Raw genomic sequence first — 14,279 nt, forward strand, 5'->3', positions numbered from 1 at the left:
CGCACGTTCGTCGGGTCAGCGCAGCGTCGAACGGACGGCCGAGAGCGCCGAGTCGAGCACTGTGCGCAGCGTCTCCACCGTGAGCTGTTCGACCTTGCCCTGTGCGTCGGCGCGGCGCAGGTCCGCGCGGACCTCGTCGCGGAACCGCGAGACGAGCCGGTCGGCCTCGGCCCACCGCACGTGCGACATCGACCGCTCGTCGGGCACCGCCTGGTGCGGCACCGCGGCGGCGCGGGCCTGCTGCGCGGCGGCGGCCAGGTCGGCGCGCAGCCCGCGCATCGAGCCGCGCACGTCCTCGCGGACCTGGGCGGCCCGCTCACGCACCGACTCGGCGATGTCCGACTCGAGGCTCGACAGCTCGTCGCGCCGCTCCTCGAGCTCCGCGCGTCCGGCGTCCGTCAACGCGTAGGTGCTCTTGCGCTCCTCGTCGGACCGGGTGACCAGACCCTCCTCCTCGAGGCGGGCGAGGCGCGGGTAGATCGTCCCGGCGCTGGGCCGGTAGGTCCCGCCGAACCGGTCCGAGAGCGCGGTGATGAGCTCGTAGCCGTGCTTGGGCCCGGACTCCAGCAGCGACAGCAGGTAGAGGCGCAGCTGCCCGTGCGCGAAGACGGGAGCCATCACGCGTCCTGCACGCCGCGCAGCACGGTCACGTGCCCGCTGACGGTGCTCGCGGAGACGTAGCACGCGCCGTCACCCGTGAGCAGGTCGACCTTGCGCTGCCCCGGCGAGGAGCTCTTGTACTCCTCGCCGTCGACGACGAGCCGGCCGGAGACCGACTGCGCCTTGACGTGCACGCCCTTGCCGGCGGGCAGCCGCACCGTGACGTCGCCCGACACCGTCGAGGCCGTGACCGACGACGTCCCGGTCGTGACGTCCAGCGCGAGCGCGCCCGAGACCGTGTTGGCCTGCACAAGCGACAGCTCGCCCGAGGCGGCTAGCTCGCCCGAGACCGAGTGCAGCTTGAGCGGTCCGCCGTGGTCGCGCACGACGATCTCGCCCGAAACCGTGTTCGCCGACAGCCGCCCGCGCGTGCCGTCCGTGACCAGCGAGCCCGAGACCGTCGAGACCGACGAGTCCTCCACGACGCCGACGAGCAGCCCGTCCGCGCTCACCGTGCCGAGCTTCGCCGCGACCGAGCGCGGGATCGCGATGTGGACGTCCGCCCGGTCCTTGTCACGGAAGTTGCGGAACCGCTCCAGGAAGCCGTCCCAGCCGGTCAGCGTGAAGCTGTACCCGACGCGCAGCTCGCCGTTCGCGAGCCCGATCTCCAGCGGCCGCCCGTCGACCGAGTGCACCTCGATCCGGGCTCCCGGGTCGTCGTGCGCGACGACGTCCACCCTGCCTCCGACGAGCTGCACGCGCAGCGAGCTCACCTGCTCGACCTCGATGATCTGCGGGCCGGCTACGACCCAGGACTCCGTCGCCATCTCGACGCCTCCTCATGCGATATATCTTGACTCGCGACACGCTATATCGCGTTCCGCGGCGACGTCAAGCTATATCGCGTTCTGCCCGACGAACCGCCCGACGAACCACGCGAAGAACCACGCGACGCGCGCCCCGAGACGCCGAACGCCCCGACCGGGGGCTGGTCGGGGCGTTCGAGCAGGCGGGGCGACGGGCGTCAGGCGAGGATGCCCGCCTGCCGCAGCTCGACGGTGAGGTCGTGCGGGTTGGAGGACGCCGCGATCGCCTCGTCGTAGGTGATCATGTCGTCGCGCACCATCGTGAACAGGTGCTGGTCGAACGTCTGCATCTTGTAGAAGTCGCCGTCGCGGATGAGGTCGATCAGCGGCGGGTTGTTCTGCGGGTCGAGGATCGCCTCGGCCGTGCGCCCGGTGTTGACCATGACCTCGACCGCCGGCGCCCGGCCCGAGCCGTCCGCGCGACGCACGAGCCGCTGCGAGACCACGCCCCGCAGCGCCTGCGCGAGCGCGACCCGGACCTGCTTCTGCTCGTGCAGCGGGAAGAAGTCGACGATGCGGTTGACCGTCTCGGGCGCGTCGATGGTGTGCAGCGTCGAGAGCACGAGGTGCCCGGTCTCGGCGGCCGACAGCGCCGCGCGGACCGTCTCGATGTCACGCATCTCACCGACGAGGATGACGTCGGGGTCCTGCCGCATCGCGGCGCGCAGCGCGACCGTGAAGTCCGCGGTGTCCTGGCGCACCTCGCGCTGCGAGACGATCGCCTTCTTGTCGTGGTGCAGGATCTCGATCGGGTCCTCGATCGTGACGATGTTGACCTCGCGGTAGCTGTTGATGAGGTCGACCATCGACGCGAGCGTCGTCGTCTTGCCCGAACCCGTCGGCCCGGTCACGAGGACGAGGCCACGCGGCTCGAGCGCGAGCTCACCGACGACCTCGGGGATGCCCAGCTCCGACATCGACTGCGCACCCACCGCGACGCGGCGGAAGACGAGACCGTACGTGCCGCGCGCCTGGTAGGCGTTGACACGGAACCGGCCGACGCCCGACAGCGAGTACGCGAAGTCGGCCTCGTGCGACTCACGGAACGTCTGCACCAGGTCGTCCGGCAGGACCTCCTCGAGCATGCGCTCGGTGTCCGCGGGCTTGAGCTCGGGCACCTGGAGCTTGCGCAGGCGGCCGTCGACGCGCACACGCGGGGCCGACCCCACCTTGCAGTGCAGGTCGGAGCCACCCGTGCTCGCCAGGGCGTGCAGGAACGGGATCACTGACTGCGTCGGAGCGCTCACGGGGGGGAAATCGGTCGGACGGGCGTCCGACTTGAGGGTGATCGGCCTCGCTCATCCTTCGGTCTCGTCCTGCGGACGCCGCCGCGACGGCTCGCGCGCGCAGGCACGGTTCGGACGACGCGCCCGGGTGTGGGACCATGGCATGCGCTCCCGCAGGAGGTGCGCGACGAAAGGGACTGACATGAGCAAGCGTGGCCGCAAGCGCCGCTCCCGTGCCGGGAGCGCAGCGAACCACGGCAAGCGCCCCAACGCCTGAGCCCACGCTCAGCCCGGGCAGCTGCCGTCCGTAGACGTACGAAGGCCCCGCGCACCCCTGAGGGTGGCGCGGGGCCTTCGTCGTCCGGGTCCCTGCTCGGACCCGACGATCTGGTCGGGCCTCGGGTCAGTCCTCGTCGCGCGCGGTGATCGTGATCGTCGTGATCGACGCGTGGATCCGCGCGCGCAGCTCGTCGGGCGCCGCGTCGTCCTGGTAACAACGCCGGACCAGCTTCTTCACGACGAGCTCGACGTCGTGCTCCTCGAGGCAGCCGTGGCACCCCTCGAGGTGGGCGCGCACGCGCGCGGCCTCGAGCGCCTCGAGCTCCGAGTCGAGGTAGGCCCACAGCTCGGCGACCGCCTCGTCGCAGTTGCACGGACCGGTCACGGGCGCGTCGGCGGGCGTCGGGTCGAGTCGATCGCTCATCGCGCGTCCTCCCCCGTCGAGGCGGGCACGAGTCCGCGGTCGCGCGCGTAGTCGGCGAGCAGCTCCCGGAGCTGGCCGCGGCCCCGGTGCAGGCGGGACATCACCGTCCCGATCGGCGTGCCCATGATCTCGGCGATCTCCTTGTACGCGAAACCCTCGACGTCGGCGAGGTACACCGCGATGCGGAACTCCTCGGGAAGCCGCTGCAGCGCGTCCTTGACGTCGGAGTCCGGCAGGTGGTCGAGCGCCTCGGCCTCCGCCGAGCGCAGACCTGCGGACGTGTGCGACGCCGCTCGCGCGAGCTGCCAGTCCTCGATCTCCTCGGCGTGCGACTGCTGCGGCTCGCGCTGCTTCTTGCGGTAGGAGTTGATGTAGGTGTTCGTGAGGATGCGGTACAGCCAGGCCTTGAGGTTGGTGCCGGGCCGGTACTGGTGGAACGCCGCGAACGCCTTCGCGAACGTCTCCTGCACCAGGTCCTCCGCGTCGGCGGGATTGCGCGTCATCCGCAGCGCCGCGCCGTACAGCTGGTCCAGGTACACGAGCGCCTCGGCCTCGAAACGTGCGGCACGCTCGGCGTCGCCCTCGGTGCTGGGGGCGCGGTGGGTCTCGTCCGTCTCGCTCATCGAGGACGAGCCTAGGCCCCCGTGGCGTCCGGGGCCCCCGGCGACCACCGGGACGGGACGGGTCAGCACCGCACAGCTCATGACGTCCCTCAACACCGGGCCCCACCCCTCGATTCCCGCGCTGCTCCCCCGCGGCCCGCGGGCGGGTTCACGCGCGTTCGGCCCCGCGCGGCGTTAGCGTGCTGCCATGGCCTGCCGGCGATCGCCGCGGCCGTCAGCCGTGGAGGTCTCGAAGTGCTGCTGCGTCGCATCGCCCGCCCGCTGTTCGCCTCGTGGTTCGTGTCCGAGGGCCTCGACGCGCTGCGCCGACCCGCGCCGCACGCGGCGGCCGCGCGTGCGGCGCTCGACCGGGCCGCACGTGTCGCCGGCCCCGAGCTCCCGACGCTCAGCGACAAGCAGCTCACGCTCGTCGTGCGCGCACACGGTGCCGCCTGCGCGGGCGCCGGGCTCATGCTCGCCACCGGCCGGGCCCCCCGCACCGCAGCCCTCGTCCTTGCCGTGCTGACCGCGCCCGTGGTCGCCGCCAACCTCCCCGACCGTCGCGCGGACGGTCGCGACGGCGACCTGCGACGGCTGCGGCGCGAACGCCTGGTCCGCGCGCTCGCGTTCACGGGCGGCGCGGTGCTCGCCGCGGCCGACCGCGAGGGCCGGCCCGGGCTGCAGTGGCGCGTCGCCCACGCGCGTGACCAGCGCCGCGCGGTCGACGAGGCCGTCCAGCAGGCGATCGAAGCCACCGCGTCGTAGGCCCCCTACTAGCCTGGGCGCCATGACCGCCACGATCGCGCCCGCACCCTGGCCGGCCCCGGCCGCGCCCGGCCCGCTGGACGCCGTCGTCGAGGTGCCCGGCTCGAAGTCGCTGACCAACCGCTACCTCGTGCTCGCGGCGCTCGCCGACGGACCGGGACGCCTGCGCTCCGCGCTGCTCTCGCGTGACACCTACCTGATGGCCGGCGCTCTCGAGACGCTCGGCGTGGGGGTCGACCTCGGCCACGACGTCGCCGTCACGCCGGGCCCGCTGCGCGGGCACGTGACGATCGACTGCGGCCTCGCCGGTACGGTCATGCGGTTCCTCCCGGCGGTCGCCGCGCTCGCCGACGGGCCGGTGCACTTCACGGGGGACCGGGAGGCGCTCGCGCGGCCCATGGGCCCGGTGATCCGTGCCCTGCAGGCGCTCGGCGTGCGTGTCGACGAGCTGGGCGAGCCCGGTCACCTGCCGTTCACCGTGCACGGCCGGGGCGCGGTGCGCGGCGGCCACGTGGACGTCGACGCGTCGGGCTCCAGCCAGTTCGTCTCGGGTCTGCTGCTCGCCGCGCCGCGGTTCGAGCAGGGCCTGGTCGTGCGGCACACCGGGCCGACGCTGCCGAGCCTGCCGCACATCGAGATGACCGTCGCGACGATGCGCGCCGCGGGCGTGCACGTCGACGACTCACGCCCGGCGATCTGGGAGGTCGCGCCCGGTCCGGTCGTCGGCCGCGACGTGCGCGTCGAGCCCGACCTGTCGAACGCGGCACCGTTCCTGTGCGCCGCGCTCGTCGCAGGCGGCACCGTGCGCGTGCCCGGCTGGCCGACGCAGACCACGCAACCGGGCGCACTGCTGCCGGGCATCCTCGAGCGGATGGGTGCGACGACCCGGCTCGACGGCGACGTGATGACGGTGACCGGGACGGGCGACGTGCACGGCGTCGACCTCGACCTGCACGCCGCCGGCGAGATCGCGCCGACGATCGCCGCGCTCGCCGTCCTCGCGGACTCCCCCACCCGGTTGCGCGGCATCGCGCACCTGCGCGGTCACGAGACCGACCGACTCGCGGCGCTCGCCTCCGAGATCACCCGTCTGGGCGGTCAGGCCGAGCAGACCGCGGACGGCCTGGTCGTCACGCCGCGACCGCTCACGGGCGGCACCTGGCGCACGTACGCCGACCACCGGATGGCGACCGCGGGCGCGCTCGTCGGCCTGCGCGTGCCCGGCGTGCTCGTCGAGGACGTCGCGACGACGGGCAAGACGATCCCCGACTTCGTCGGGCTGTGGGACGCGATGCTGCGGGGCGTGGCGCGCTGAGGGCCCCCGCCGCCCCGCGTTCGCCCTCCCGCCCGGGACGGCGCGGATGAGCCCGCGCAGCGACCAGGGGCGCCGCTACGACGAGGGCGACGTGCGGGTCCGGCCCGGCAAGGGCTCGCGCCCGCGCACCAAGCAGCGCCCCGAGCACGCGGACGCCGATCGCGCGCTCGTGACCGGGGTCGACCGTGGCCGCTACACGGTCCTGGTGGACCCGGACGGCCCGGGCGAGCGCCGGGCGATCGCGATGAAGGCCCGCGAGCTCGGCCGTGAGCGCGTCGTCCCGGGTGACCACGTCGACCTCGTCGGGGACACGAGCGGGGACGTCGGTTCGCTGTCGCGCATCGTGCGGATCGGCGAGCGGCGCACGGTGCTGCGGCGCACGGCCGACGACACCGACCCCGTCGAGCGCGTCATCGTCGCGAACGCCGACCAGCTCGTGATCGTCACCGCGCTCGCGGACCCCGAGCCGCGCACGCGCATGATCGACCGCTGCGTCGCGGCCGCCTACGACGCGGGCATGGACGCGCTGCTCGCGCTGACCAAGGCGGATCTGGCCGACCCCGCGGCGCTCGTCGCGATGTATGCGCCCGTGGGCGTGCGCGTCGTCGTGAGCCACACGGAGGGCCCCCGCGGCGCACGCACGGTGCACGGGCTCGACGACGTGCGCGCCGCGCTCGCCGGGCGCACCTCGGTGCTCGTGGGCCACTCCGGTGTCGGCAAGTCGACGCTCGTCAACGCGCTCGTGCCCGACGCCCGGCGGGCGACGGGTGTGGTCAACGAGGTCACGGGCCGCGGGCGGCACACCTCGACGTCCGCGGTCGCGCTGCGGGTGCCGGGCACCGGCCGGCCGACGTGGGTGATCGACACGCCCGGGGTGCGCTCGTTCGGGCTCGCGCACGTCGACCCCGACCACCTGCTGCTCGCGTTCACCGACCTGGCCGAGGTCGCGCAGGAGTGCCCGCGCGGCTGCACCCATGCCGGCGACGCGCCCGACTGCGCGCTCGACGAGTGGCTCGAGGACGCGCCGGGCGCCGACGAGCGCGCAGCGCGCACCGCGCGCGTCGACTCGTTCCGCCGCATCCTCGCGAGCCGCCTCGGCACCGCGGAGCAGGACAACTCGCCCTCGTCGTGACCGGGACGGCGACGAGCGGGAAGGCGACGACCGGACCGCGAGCCCGACCCCGACCACTACGGTGAGCCCATGAGCCTGCGCACCGGGTACGACGACGACCTGCGGCTGGCCCACGTGATCGCCGACCAGGTGGACGCGGTGACCACCGAGCGCTTCAAGGCGGTCGACCTGCACGTGGAGACCAAGCCCGACCTGACGCCCGTCACGGACGCCGACCGCCACGCCGAGGAGATCGTCCGCTCGCAGCTCGCGCGGGTGCGGCCGCGGGATGCGGTGCACGGCGAGGAGATGCCGGACACGGGTCACGGGCCGCGGCGCTGGGTCATCGACCCGATCGACGGCACGAAGAACTTCGTGCGCGGCGTGCCCGTCTGGGCGACGCTCATCGCCCTGCTCGACGGCGACCAGCCGGTGCTCGGGCTCGTCAGCGCCCCCGCCCTGGGCCGGCGCTGGTGGGCCGCGACCGGCTCCGGAGCGTGGACCGGACGCTCGCTGTCGTCGGCGACGCAGATCCACGTGTCGAAGGTCGACCGGCTGGCGGACGCGTCGTTCTCCTACTCGAGCCTGTCCGGCTGGGAGGAGCGCGGGCGCCTGCCGCACGTGCTCGACCTGATGCGCACGGTCTGGCGCACGCGGGCGTACGGCGACTTCTGGTCCTACGTCCTCGTGGCGGAGGGGGCCGTCGACATCGCGGCCGAGCCGGAGCTCGCGCTGCACGACATGGCGGCCCTCGTCCCGATCGTCACCGAGGCGGGCGGCAGGTTCACGTCGGTGCGCGGGGTGCCGGGACCGTTCGGCGGCTCCGGTCTGGCGACGAACGGCCTGCTGCACGACGAGGTGCTCGCCCGCCTCGACCCGCTACCGGGCTGATCACCCGGTCCGTCGGCCTGCGCAGGTCACAGCCCCAGCGCGGCCGGCAGCTCGTCGAGCGAGGAGATGACGTGCACGCCGCGGACGGCGTCCACGTCGACCACGACGCGCCGGGCACCGGGCCGGTCCAGCCACACCCCGACGAGTCCGGCGTCGCGGGCGGCGAGCGCATCGATGTCCGCCTCGTCGCCCACGTACGCCGTGCGGGCCGGGTCGGTGCCGAGCCGGCGGCACGCCTCGAGGAACACCCGCGGGTCCGGCTTGCCGAAACCGAGCGTGTCGACCCCGACGAGCATCGGGACGCGGTCGAGCAGCCCGGCCTTCTCGAGCTTGGCGCTCTGGTAGGCCGTCGCGGCGTTCGACAGCGCCCCGACGACGACGCCCGCGTCGAGCAACGCCGTGAGCACGTCCTCGGTCTCGTCGTGCGCGGCCCACGCGGCCCGGAACCCGCCGTCGAAGACCTCGTCCCACGCGACGAACGCCGCGTCGTCGAGCTCGGGTCCGCCGAAGGCCGCGTGCAGCTCGTTGGCGCGCTGGTGCCGCTGGTGGACGTAGGTGTCCTCGCCGGCCGTGTACCGGCGGTAGTGACCGTTCACGTCCGCGCGCCACATCGCGACGACCGCCCGGTGCCGTTCGGCGGCTGACGCCGCGGGCAGCGGTGGCAGGTAGGCCTCGGCGACGGCGGTCAGCGCGTGCGCGAACGCCGCACGGGTGTCGACGATCGTGTCGTCGATGTCGAACAGCACGCCGTCGACGAGGGTGCCTGCGCGGCTCGTCGCCGTCACAGGCTGACCGCCTCGTCGATCCGGGCTCCGACGAAGCGGCCCATCGTCGTGCTGTAGGTGAACGTGACGTGCCCGGCCGTGTCCCGGTAGGCGAGGACGTTGCCGATCACCACGGGGCAGCGCCCGTCGACGCAGTACAGGTCGGTGATGTCGAGGTACGTCGCCTCCGGCGCCTGCTCCGTCGCGAGCAGCAGCGGGTCGGTGACGGCGAACGCCTCGTCGTAGGGCATCGCGCACTCGTCGAGGTCGGCGCCGATCCGCGCGACGCACGCGAGCGCGTCCTGCGAGACGATCGGCCCGTCGGAGAGCGCGACCACCTCGGTACCGCGCTTCTCGAGCTTGTTCATCATGTTCGACATCCCGGGGATGCGACCGAGGTTGTCGGCACCGCTCGCCGACCGGCTCGTCGTGGTGATCACGAGGTCGAACGGCTCCGGATCGTCGAGCAGCGCGCGCTTCATCACCTTGCCCGTCGGGATGCAGCCGCCGCCGATGTCCGTGCTCAGCGCGCAGCCGTTGCCGACGAACACGACGAGCCGCCACCCGCGCGCCTTGGCCTCGGGCGCGATCGCGGGGATCATCGCGGCCGCGTGCGAGTTCCCGACGAGCGCGACCCGCACGTCACCGCGCGGATCGCCGAGGATGCACGAGCGGCTGTCGGCACCCGCCGGGGCATAGCAGTCGTACGCGCCGCCGGTGTCGTCCTTCGCGTCGGCGGGCGCCGGCCGGACCGGGCCGGCGAAGACCACGTCCTCGCAGGCGCGCGGGCGGGCGAGCTCGGCGGCACCCCAGCACGCGCGTCGCTGCGCCGACGACGAGACGTCGGGGTGCGCGACGCTGCTGCGCAGCGCCTGCGCGGTGCCGGTGCACGTGAGCACCACGACGCACGCGATCGCGAGCGCCGCGGCGACAGGCGGCCACGCGCGCACGCGCCGACCGTCCGGCCGCGGACGGCCCAGGTGCCGCACGGGGTTCTCGACGAGGTGGTAGGCGGACAGCGCAAGGACGGTCGCGACCGCGAGCGCGAGCGGCACGAACCACGGCGAGGTCGCGGCGACCAGGGTGGGCAGCAGCACGACGACGGGCCAGTGCCACAGGTACAGCGAGTAGGACGCGTCGCCGACATAGTTCATCGGCCCGTTGGTGAGCACCCACGGGCCGCGCACCCCGGCGCCCTCGCCGGCCACGATCACGAGCGTCGTCGCGGCAACCGGCAGCAGGGCCCAGGGTGCCGGGAACCCGCCGTCCGCGCTGACCACGACGAGCGAGACGAGGATCCCCGCGATCCCGATCCAGGCCAGGACGGCCCGCCACCACTGCGGGTGCCGGACGAACCATCGTGCGACCGGCACGCCCGCGATCGCCGCGAGCGCGCCCGCGCCGAGCTCCCAGATGCGCGTGAGCGTCGAGAAGTACGCGAACGAGGGCTCGTGCGCGGTCTGACGCAGCGCCCAGAGGAACGAGACCGCGACCACCACGCCCATCGCGGACCCGAGCAGCCACCCGCGACGGACCCGGCCGCTGCGGCCGGCCGACCACCGGGCCGCGGCCGCGAGCAGGGCGAGCATGAGCCAGGGCCAGACGAAGTAGAACTGCTCCTCGACCGAGAGCGACCAGAAGTGCTGCACGGGCGAGGGCGGCAGCCCCTGCGCGAAGTAGTCGGTCCCCTGCGTGGCGAACCGCCAGTTGACGACGGTCAGGGCCGCGGCGACGGCGTCCTTGACGGTCTCGACCAGGCGCGTGCCGCCCACGAGCACCGCCGTCGCGGCGACCGTGGTGACGAGCGTGAGCAGCGCGTTGGGCATGATGCGCCGCACCCGCCGCGCGTAGAAGCCCGTGAACGAGATGGAGTCCGTGCGCGCGTGCTCGCGCAGCAGGAGCCCGGTGATCAGGTAGCCGCTGATCACGAAGAACACGTCGACGCCGACGAAACCGCCGTGCGGCCAGCCGACGACGTGGTCCGCGATCACCGCGAGCACCGCGACGGCGCGCAACCCCTGGACGTCGCGCCGCAGGTAGGCCCGGCCACCGCCGGGCGGCGCCGAGACCGCGACGGCTTCGGGGATCGCCGACGTCATCGGCATCCCCCTCGCGCGGACATGCTGGATCGCGTGCTCACGTGCACTCCCTGCGGGTCGGGCCGACTACAGGATCGCCCGCAGCGCCGCGATGCGCGCGAGAACGGGGCCTCGACCGAGCAGCTCCATGGACTCGAACAGCGGCGGCGAGACCCGACGACCGGTCACGGCGACACGCAGCGGCGTGTACGCGAAGCGCGCCTTGATCCCGAGCCCGCCCTCGTCGACGAGGGCGGCCGTGAGCACGGCCTGCGTGGCCTCGGTCGTGAACCCGTCCGCCGGTAGGTCGGCGAGCACGCGGGCGGCGACGTCGAGGACCTGCGCCGCCTCGGGCCGCAGCGCGTCGCGCGCGTCCTGTTCGACGTGCAGCTCGTCGTCGGCCACGAACAGGAAGCCGAGCATCCCGACGGCCTCGCCGAGCAGCGTCATGCGCTCCTGGACCAACGGCGCCGCGGCCGTCAGCAGGTCGCGCTGGGCCGCCGTGAGGTCGGCGAAGGAGTCGGCCGGCACCAGGCCCGCGGCGTGCAGGTACGGCACGAGGCGGTTGCGGAAGTCCTGCGGCTCGAGCATCCGCACGTGCGCGCCGTTGATCGCCTCGGCCTTCTTCAGGTCGAAGCGCGCGGGGTTCGGGTTGACGTCCGCGACGTCGAACGCGGCCACGAGCTCGGAGACCGAGAACACGTCGCGGTCCGCGGCGATCCCCCACCCGAGCAGCGCGAGGTAGTTGAGCAGGCCCTCGGGGACGAAGCCGCGCTCACGGTGCAGGAAGAGGTTCGCCTCGGGGTCGCGCTTCGAGAGCTTCTTGTTGCCCTCGCCCATGACGTAGGGCAGGTGACCGAAGACCGGCATCACGTCGGCCACGCCGAGCTCGAGCAGCGCCCGGTACAGCGCGACCTGACGTGGTGTGGAGGACAGCAGGTCCTCGCCGCGCAGCACGTGCGTGATCCCCATCAGCGCGTCGTCGACGGGGTTGACCAGCGTGTACAGCGGGTGCCCGTTGGCCCGCACGATGACGTAGTCCGGGACCGAGCCGGCGGGGAACCTCACCTCGCCGCGCACCAGGTCGGTGAACGTCAGGTCGTCGTCGGGCATCCGCAGCCGCAGGACCGGCTCGCGCCCCTGCTCGCGGTAGGCGAGGCGCTGCTCGTCGGACAGGTCGCGGTCGAAGCCGTCGTAGCCCAGCTTCGGGTCGCGGCCCGCGGCGCGATGCCGCTCCTCGACCTCCTCGGGCGTCGTGAACGACTCGTACGCGTAGCCGCCCTCGAGCAGGCGCCGCGCGACGTCGCGGTACAGGTCGTAGCGCTGCGACTGCCGGTACGGCTCGTGCGGGCCGCCGACCTCGACGCCCTCGTCCCAGTCGAGACCGAGCCAGCGCAGCGCGTCGAGGAGCTGCCGGTAGCTCTCCTCGGAGTCGCGGGCCGCGTCGGTGTCCTCGATGCGGAAGACGAACGTGCCGCCCGTGTGCCGCGCGTACGCCCAGTTGAACAGCGCGGTGCGGATCAGGCCGACGTGCGGCAGACCGGTCGGCGACGGGCAGAAGCGGACACGCACGGCGGAGCCGACGGCATGGGTGGTCACGCGCCCAGGCTAGTTCGGGATGCCGACAACGACCGCATCCGCGCTCACGCGCGGCGCAGCACCGGGTTGCGCAGCACGCCGATCTCCTCGATCTCGACCTCGACGACGTCGCGGTGGACGATCGGGCCCACCCCGGCGGGGGTCCCGGTGAGGATCAGGTCGCCGGGCAGCAGCGTGAACACCCCGCTCACGTACGAGACGAGGTACGCCGCGTCGAACACCATCTGCGAGGTCCGGCCGTCCTGGCGCTGCTCGCCGTTCACACGGGCCTGCACGCGTAGGTCGTCGACGTCGAGCCCCGGCACGATCCACGGCCCCACGGGGCACGAGCCGTCGAAGCCCTTGGCGCGCGTCCACTGCGCGTCGCTGCGCTGGATGTCGCGCGCCGTGACGTCGTTGGCCACGGTGTAGCCGAACACGTGGTCCAGCGCGCGTTCGACCGGCACGTCCTTGGTGACCTTGCCGATGACGATCGCCAGCTCGGCCTCGTGCTCGACGTGCTCGGACCAGTCGGGCAGCACGATCGGGTCGTCCGGTCCGATCACCGAGGTGTTGGGCTTGAGGAACAGCAGCGGCTGCGTCGGCACCTCCACGCCGTGCTCGGCCGCGTGGTCGGCGTAGTTGCGGCCCACCCCGACGATCTTCGAGCGCGGGATCACCGGCGCGAGCAGCCGCACCGCGTCGTCGAGCCGCACGCGCTCGCCCGTCGGCTGCACGGGCGTGTAGATCGGGTCGCCGGAGATGACGACGAGCTCCTCGGAGCCCGGCTCACCTTCGACGAGCGCGAAGCGGGGGTCGCCGCCGGTCGTGAATCTCGCGATACGCACCAGCACACCCTACGAGCCCGGGTCCGACGAGCGCGCGCGGCGACTCAGGCGCGAGCGAGCACCTCGCCGTGCAGCACCGCGAACCAGCCGTCGGGCGTGCGGCCCCACTCACGCCACGCGTCGGCGATCAGCTCGAGGCCCACCTCGTCGGCCAGGCCGTGCATGATCGCCTGCGCGGCGAAGTTCGACGCGAGGCAGCGCTCGGCCCACAGCTCGGCCCACCACGTGCGGTCCTCGGGCGTCGAGTAGCACCACACACCCGCACCCGGGACGGTCGTCGCGGGGTCGAAGCCCGCGGCGCGCACCCACGAGACGAGCCGGCGGCCGGCGTCGGCCTCGGCGTGGTTGGCCGACGCGACCTCGTGGTAGAGCTCCGACCACTCGTCGAGACCGGGCGACGTCGGGTACCAGGTCATGCCCGCGTAGTCGCTCTCCCGCACCGCGACGATGCCGCCGGGACGCGCGACGCGGCGCATCTCGCGCAGCGCAGCGACCGGGTCGGTGAGGTGCTGGAGCACCTGGTGCGCGTGCACGACGTCGAACGAGTCGTCCTCGAACGGCAGCGTGTACGCGTCGCCGACCTCGAAGGTCGCGTTCGGGACGCCCGCGTCGGACGCCGTCGTCCGCGCGATCTCGACGACCCGCTCGGAGGCGTCGATCCCGACGACCTCGCCGGGCGCGACCCGCCGCGCGAGGTCCACCGTGACCGTGCCGGGACCGCAGCCGACGTCGAGCAGCCGCATCCCGGGCTCGAGCGACGACAGCAGGTAGGCCGCCGAGTTCTCGGCCGTGCGCCACCGGTGGGAGCGCAGCACGGACTCGTGGTGGCCGTGGACGTAGACGTCGGAACGAGTGCTCACACGCGAGGGTAGGCGACTCACCGGTGAAAAGATCAACACACGGGACATATCTGTCCGACTGGCGAGATCGGG

At 73.4% G+C, this 14,279-nt stretch carries 15 protein-coding genes; 5 read left to right on the forward strand and 10 right to left on the reverse strand.

All coding sequences use genetic code 11. From position 1 onward, the window contains the following. Positions 1-15: 15 nt before the first annotated feature. From CCO02nite_RS10620 to CCO02nite_RS10630, 3 genes are all read right to left on the reverse strand, one after another. Positions 16-618: a PadR family transcriptional regulator gene (locus CCO02nite_RS10620; protein WP_146843117.1), complete on the reverse strand. Its 603-nt coding sequence runs from the start codon at positions 616-618 to the stop codon at positions 16-18. Continuing rightward, entirely contained in the window at positions 618-1,427 is an 810-nt protein-coding gene (locus CCO02nite_RS10625) for a DUF4097 family beta strand repeat-containing protein (protein WP_146843118.1), read from the reverse strand. The genes CCO02nite_RS10620 and CCO02nite_RS10625 overlap by 1 nt, the downstream gene beginning before the upstream one ends. Positions 1,428-1,624: 197 nt before the next feature. Then, positions 1,625-2,713, reverse strand: a complete 1,089-nt coding sequence (locus tag CCO02nite_RS10630) for a type IV pilus twitching motility protein PilT (protein ID WP_146843120.1) — start codon at positions 2,711-2,713, stop codon at positions 1,625-1,627. 181 nt (positions 2,714-2,894) lie between these two features. Between CCO02nite_RS10630 and CCO02nite_RS16350 the strand changes: the two genes are divergently transcribed. Continuing rightward, positions 2,895-2,969 carry a 50S ribosomal protein bL37 gene (locus CCO02nite_RS16350; protein ID WP_118766687.1) on the forward strand — a complete coding sequence of 25 codons (75 nt, stop codon included), beginning with the start codon at positions 2,895-2,897 and terminating at the stop codon, positions 2,967-2,969. Positions 2,970-3,095: 126 nt separating this feature from the next. On the opposite strand, the gene rsrA is transcribed toward CCO02nite_RS16350, so the two are convergent. Next, positions 3,096-3,395 (reverse strand): mycothiol system anti-sigma-R factor, encoded by a 300-nt coding sequence (rsrA, locus tag CCO02nite_RS10640; protein ID WP_146843122.1) that lies wholly within the window; start codon positions 3,393-3,395, stop codon positions 3,096-3,098. Beyond that, on the reverse strand, positions 3,392-4,099 hold the full coding sequence (locus CCO02nite_RS10645; protein ID WP_371862501.1) for a sigma-70 family RNA polymerase sigma factor: 708 nt from the start codon (positions 4,097-4,099) through the stop codon (positions 3,392-3,394). The genes rsrA and CCO02nite_RS10645 overlap by 4 nt, the downstream gene beginning before the upstream one ends. A 153-nt stretch (positions 4,100-4,252) precedes the next feature. Here CCO02nite_RS10645 and CCO02nite_RS10650 point away from each other — a divergent pair, with 153 nt between their 5' ends. The 4 genes from CCO02nite_RS10650 (at position 4,253) to hisN (ending at position 8,079) form a co-directional block, all read left to right on the forward strand. After that, entirely contained in the window at positions 4,253-4,762 is a 510-nt protein-coding gene (locus CCO02nite_RS10650) for a DoxX family membrane protein (protein WP_146843124.1), read from the forward strand. 22 nt (positions 4,763-4,784) lie between these two features. Beyond that, entirely contained in the window at positions 4,785-6,077 is a 1,293-nt protein-coding gene (aroA, locus tag CCO02nite_RS10655; RefSeq protein ID WP_146843125.1) for a 3-phosphoshikimate 1-carboxyvinyltransferase, read from the forward strand. Between the two features lie 46 nt (positions 6,078-6,123). Further along, on the forward strand, positions 6,124-7,209 hold the full coding sequence (rsgA, locus tag CCO02nite_RS10660; RefSeq protein ID WP_146843126.1) for a ribosome small subunit-dependent GTPase A: 1,086 nt from the start codon (positions 6,124-6,126) through the stop codon (positions 7,207-7,209). A gap of 69 nt (positions 7,210-7,278) precedes the next feature. Then, on the forward strand, positions 7,279-8,079 hold the full coding sequence (gene hisN, locus CCO02nite_RS10665) for a histidinol-phosphatase (protein WP_146843127.1): 801 nt from the start codon (positions 7,279-7,281) through the stop codon (positions 8,077-8,079). Between the two features lie 26 nt (positions 8,080-8,105). Here the strand turns inward: hisN and CCO02nite_RS10670 are convergent, their stop codons facing one another. The 5 genes from CCO02nite_RS10670 to CCO02nite_RS10690 all read right to left on the reverse strand — a co-directional run bounded on the left by CCO02nite_RS10670 (position 8,106) and on the right by CCO02nite_RS10690 (position 14,207). Continuing rightward, positions 8,106-8,864: an HAD family hydrolase gene (locus CCO02nite_RS10670; RefSeq protein WP_146843128.1), complete on the reverse strand. Its 759-nt coding sequence runs from the start codon at positions 8,862-8,864 to the stop codon at positions 8,106-8,108. After that, positions 8,861-10,942: an acyltransferase family protein gene (locus CCO02nite_RS10675; protein WP_186812670.1), complete on the reverse strand. Its 2,082-nt coding sequence runs from the start codon at positions 10,940-10,942 to the stop codon at positions 8,861-8,863. Before CCO02nite_RS10675 ends, CCO02nite_RS10670 begins: the two co-directional genes overlap by 4 nt. Before the next feature lie 66 nt (positions 10,943-11,008). Further along, a complete protein-coding gene (gene gltX, locus CCO02nite_RS10680; protein WP_146843130.1) occupies positions 11,009-12,520 on the reverse strand; it encodes a glutamate--tRNA ligase in 1,512 nt (503 codons plus the stop codon). Positions 12,521-12,564: 44 nt separating this feature from the next. Further along, the gene (locus CCO02nite_RS10685) at positions 12,565-13,347 is read right to left on the reverse strand and encodes a fumarylacetoacetate hydrolase family protein (protein WP_146843132.1); all 783 of its coding nucleotides are present in this window, start codon (positions 13,345-13,347) and stop codon (positions 12,565-12,567) included. 44 nt (positions 13,348-13,391) lie between these two features. Further along, positions 13,392-14,207, reverse strand: coding sequence for a methyltransferase domain-containing protein (locus tag CCO02nite_RS10690; RefSeq protein WP_246117487.1), 816 nt, complete (start codon positions 14,205-14,207; stop codon positions 13,392-13,394). Positions 14,208-14,279 lie beyond the last annotated feature (72 nt).

The sequence above is a fragment of the Cellulomonas composti genome (genome assembly GCF_007990245.1).
In the GTDB taxonomy this organism is placed as follows: Bacteria; Actinomycetota; Actinomycetes; order Actinomycetales; family Cellulomonadaceae; genus Cellulomonas; species Cellulomonas composti.

Coding starts and splice junctions, on each gene's coding strand:
- CCO02nite_RS10620 (WP_146843117.1), bottom strand. CDS start 618: ATGGCTCCCGTCTTCGCGCACGGGCAGCTGCGCCTCTACCTGCTGTCG.
- CCO02nite_RS10625 (WP_146843118.1), bottom strand. CDS start 1,427: ATGGCGACGGAGTCCTGGGTCGTAGCCGGCCCGCAGATCATCGAGGTC.
- rsrA (WP_146843122.1), bottom strand. CDS start 3,395: ATGAGCGATCGACTCGACCCGACGCCCGCCGACGCGCCCGTGACCGGT.
- CCO02nite_RS10645 (WP_371862501.1), bottom strand. CDS start 4,099: ATGAGCTGTGCGGTGCTGACCCGTCCCGTCCCGGTGGTCGCCGGGGGC.
- aroA (WP_146843125.1), top strand. CDS start 4,785: ATGACCGCCACGATCGCGCCCGCACCCTGGCCGGCCCCGGCCGCGCCC.
- rsgA (WP_146843126.1), top strand. CDS start 6,124: ATGAGCCCGCGCAGCGACCAGGGGCGCCGCTACGACGAGGGCGACGTG.
- hisN (WP_146843127.1), top strand. CDS start 7,279: ATGAGCCTGCGCACCGGGTACGACGACGACCTGCGGCTGGCCCACGTG.
- CCO02nite_RS10675 (WP_186812670.1), bottom strand. CDS start 10,942: ATGACGTCGGCGATCCCCGAAGCCGTCGCGGTCTCGGCGCCGCCCGGC.